The organism is Arthrobacter sp., assembly GCF_031179385.1.
Taxonomy (GTDB): domain Bacteria; phylum Actinomycetota; class Actinomycetes; order Actinomycetales; family Micrococcaceae; genus Arthrobacter_D.
Window position 1 is genome coordinate 1 of sequence record NZ_JAPSHV010000185.1, and the last position, 3,736, is coordinate 3,736.

Annotated in this window: 4 protein-coding genes; 3 read left to right on the forward strand and 1 reads right to left on the reverse strand. The window is 61.4% G+C overall.

The features are described from left to right. On the forward strand, positions 1-1,134 hold a 1,134-nt coding region (locus RIF85_RS15100), incomplete at its 5' end, for a pectinesterase family protein (RefSeq protein WP_309072723.1). A 90-nt stretch (positions 1,135-1,224) separates the two neighbouring features. Then, complete coding sequence (locus RIF85_RS15105) at positions 1,225-1,488, forward strand: hypothetical protein (RefSeq protein WP_309072724.1); 264 nt, start codon at positions 1,225-1,227, stop codon at positions 1,486-1,488. A 191-nt stretch (positions 1,489-1,679) separates the two neighbouring features. On the opposite strand, the gene RIF85_RS15110 is transcribed toward RIF85_RS15105, so the two are convergent. Then, complete coding sequence (locus RIF85_RS15110; RefSeq protein ID WP_309072726.1) at positions 1,680-2,042, reverse strand: MerR family transcriptional regulator; 363 nt, start codon at positions 2,040-2,042, stop codon at positions 1,680-1,682. A 219-nt stretch (positions 2,043-2,261) separates the two neighbouring features. Between RIF85_RS15110 and RIF85_RS15115 the strand changes: the two genes are divergently transcribed. Beyond that, a partial coding sequence (locus tag RIF85_RS15115; protein ID WP_309072725.1) for a SulP family inorganic anion transporter occupies positions 2,262-3,736 on the forward strand: 1,475 nt, incomplete at its 3' end.

Genomic DNA, 3,736 nt, shown 5'->3' on the forward strand with positions numbered 1-3,736 from the left:
GCGCTTGCCGTCGCGCACCTGGTTGCCCGCGGGCTTCAGGAGCTCGACCTTGCTCCCCAGAACCCCCGGACTATGGAACTACCTGCCGAGAGCCTCCTGACAGGTATGTTCTGGCCGGGTGAACGTCCCGTGGACAAGCCGGTGGTTCTTGAAGTGGGCCCCGGGCGGAAGTTCCAGAGCGTGCAGGCCGCAGTAAACGCTGTGCCGGACTCCGCGCAGACGCGTCACGAGATCCATATCGCGCCCGGCCAATACCGGGAGCTGATCCTCGTCCCGCGCGCCAAGACCCGCGTGAGTTTCGTCGGGACGGGAGCGTCCGCTGCCGACGTCGTTCTTGTCTACGACAACGCTTCCGGCACCATGAAGCCGGACGGGTCCGGGCCGTACGGGACGAGTGGAAGCGCCTCGACACGACTTGACGGCGCTGACTTTCATGCCAGGAATCTCACCTTCAGCAACGATTTCGATGAGGCGGCGAACGAGCATATCCGTAACCGCCAGGCGGTAGCTCTGCATGTGACAGGCGACCGCTGTGTTTTCGAGAACGTGCGCATCCTGGGCAATCAGGACTCGCTTCTCGTCAACACCCCGAATGCCCAAACAGTGTCGCGCCAGTTCTTCATCAATACGCATGTCGAAGGAGACGTCGACTTCATCTTCGGACGGGCAACCGCCGTGTTCCAGCGTTGCTCCATTGAGTCCTTGGACAGGGGCTCCTCGTCCAACAACGGATACGTCACGGCAGGAAGCATCAATCAGGGGTTCCACTACGGCTACCTTTTTGATGAGTGCCGTTTCGAATCCCGCGCCGCTCGCCGCACTGTTCATCTGGGGCGACCGTGGCATCCGAGCGGTGATCCAACCGCCGTCGCCCAGGTGCTTGTTCGGAACAGTTACCTCGGAGCGCATATCAAGGAATCCCCCTGGACCGATATGAGCGGATTCTCATGGCGTGAGGCCCGGTTCCACGAATTCCGCAACAGCGGACCCGGTTCCGCGCACTCCCCTGATCGCCCTCAAATGAGTAATGAGCAGGCTGCGGGTTTCACGGCCAGCCACTATCTCAGGGGTCCAGACTGGTGGCAGCCGCAGCTCGCCGGAACGGGTAGCGATACTGCCACGGTCCGCGCTTAGCGCCCGGCCCCACCATCGGCCAAGTTGCATCAGGTTAGGAAGCAGGCTTAGTGTTCTAGCCAGGAACACTCACCTATTGAAGGAGGCATCATGATTGGCTTTATCATCGCCGGATTGATCATCGGGGCGCTCGCGCGGCTCATCAAGCCGGGCAAGCAGAACCTCGGGCTGCTCGCGACCCTGCTGCTCGGACTTGTCGGATCGGTAATCGGCGGACTGGTTGCCAGCTTCTTCCACACCGGAGGAATCTTCGAGCTGAATATTCTCGGCTTCATCGTCGCTGTCATTGCTTCGGTACTGCTGATCGGCGTCGCCGAAAGCATGTCGGGTCGTCGTCGCAGCGTGCGCCGGTAGCCTCTCCCGGCAAACTGCCCAGTCCGGACGTTCGGGAGGGAATCTTCCTCCTGAATGTCCGGACTGAGCTGTTTAACGCCCCCGGCAAATTAACGCCCCCGGCAAACTGCCGTGCCGCAACGACAGGGGCTCACCTCGATCGGCAGAAATTGTCAGCCGGATGCACAGCCGTATGCACGGCAGCGGGGCGGTCAGCTCTTCGTGCGACGGCGGAGACCTGCGATGAACTCGTCAGCCTGCTTCAGCTTCATCTCAAGCTTGTCCCGCCTGGCCCCGGCTTCCTCAATGTAGCGGTCAAGCCTGGTCAGCAACTCCGGGTCTCCCGACTTGTCTGACAGCTGATCGACAATCTCGAGAAGCTCGGCCATCTGCTCCAGCGTGAAACCAAGCGGCTTCATCGAACGAACCACCAGCAGTCGTTCAAGATCCGTCTCGGTGAAGAGCCGGAAGCCACCATCGGTGCGCTTGGTATCCGGAAGCAGCCCCATCTCGTCGTAGTGCCGGATGGTCCGTAGCGACAGCCCGGTGATCTCCGCGAGCTCCCCGATGTGCATTGTCCGCACGTCCCGTCCGCCCGGTTGTTCAGTTACTCGTCCGCTCACCGTCGCTCATTCTTCCTGGTTGCATTACTGCTCAACCCTCACGTTAGGTTAGAGTTGTTGATAGCCCGGACCCCTTACCTCTCGGCCGGCCTCTCCCAGCGCATTGCAGCGCCCCTCAACATTCCCATGAATGAAGGCGAGCATGCCTTCCGAACGTGAAACGGAGCCTTCGTGGCCACATCGACTCTCGGCTCGAAGCCTACCCTGACGCCCGAGCAGCGGCAGTCCGTCCTGCTGACCCTGAAGTCGCCGCGCCTGCTGAAGACCGAGGTCCTCGCAGGGCTCGTGGTCGCGATGGCGCTTATTCCGGAAGCCATCGCCTTCTCGATCATCGCTGGCGTGGACCCCCGGTTGGGGTTGTTCGCCTCCTTCACGATGGCAGTCTCGATCGCCTTCCTCGGTGGCCGCCCAGCCATGATCTCGGCAGCAACCGGCGCTATTGCCTTAGTCATCGCCCCGCTGGTGGCCAGTCACGGGGTTGATCACTTCATCGCCGCCGTCATCCTCGGTGGCATTTTCCAGGTGGTGCTTGCGCTGCTCGGAGTCGCGAAACTCATGCGCTTCATCCCGCGCCAGGTCATGGTGGGCTTCGTCAATGCCCTCGCGATCCTGATCTTCATGTCCCAGGTCCCGGAACTCCTGGGCGTACCCTGGCTGGTCTACCCGCTGACGGCGCTCGGACTACTGATTGTCTTCGGACTGCCGCGCTTCACGAACGCCGTCCCTGCACCGCTGGTGGCGATCGTTGTGCTCACGCTGATCACCGTCCTCGCGGCAGTTGCAGTGCCAACCGTGGGCGACAAGGGCGAACTGCCGGACAGCCTGCCGACCCTCTTTTTCCCGAACGTGCCCCTCACCCTTGAGACGCTGCAGGTCATCTTCCCTTACGCGTTGGCTGTGGCACTTGTTGGTCTCCTCGAATCACTGATGACCGCCAAGCTGGTCGACGACATCACCGATACGCACTCGAGCAAGACCCGCGAAAGCTGGGGACAGGGCGCCGCGAACATCATCACCGGGTTCTTCGGCGGGATGGGCGGCTGTGCCATGATCGGCCAGACCATGATCAACGTGAAGGCGTCAGGGGCCCGAACGCGTATCTCGACCTTCCTCGCCGGTGTGTTCCTGCTGATCCTGGTGGTAGCGCTCGGTGATGTTGTTGCGATCATTCCGATGGCGGCGCTCGTTGCGGTGATGATCTTCGTTTCCATTGCCACCTTCGACTGGCACAGCATCCAGCCCTCGACGCTGAAGATGATGCCCAAGAGCGAAACGCTGGTCATGGTGGTCACCGTCGCGGCTACCGTCGTCACCCATAACCTGGCGATCGGCGTGGGCGCCGGTGTGCTGACGGCGATGGTGCTGTTTGCCCGTCGGGTGGCCCATTTCGTCACGGTGGAACGAACGGTGCTCGAGCTGAACGGCGAAGAAGTTGCCACCTACGTTGTTGACGGAGAGCTGTTTTTCGCCTCTTCCAACGACCTTTACACGCAGTTCGAATATGCTCACGACCCACGAAAAATCATCATCGACATGCACGCCTCCCATCTCTGGGACGCATCGACGATCGCCGCCCTTGACGCCATCACGGAGAAGTACCACTCGCACGGCAAGGAGGTCGAGATCATCGGCCTCAACGATGCCAG

Coding starts and splice junctions, on each gene's coding strand:
- RIF85_RS15110 (WP_309072726.1), bottom strand. CDS start 2,042: ATGCACATCGGGGAGCTCGCGGAGATCACCGGGCTGTCGCTACGGACC.
- RIF85_RS15105 (WP_309072724.1), top strand. CDS start 1,225: ATGATTGGCTTTATCATCGCCGGATTGATCATCGGGGCGCTCGCGCGG.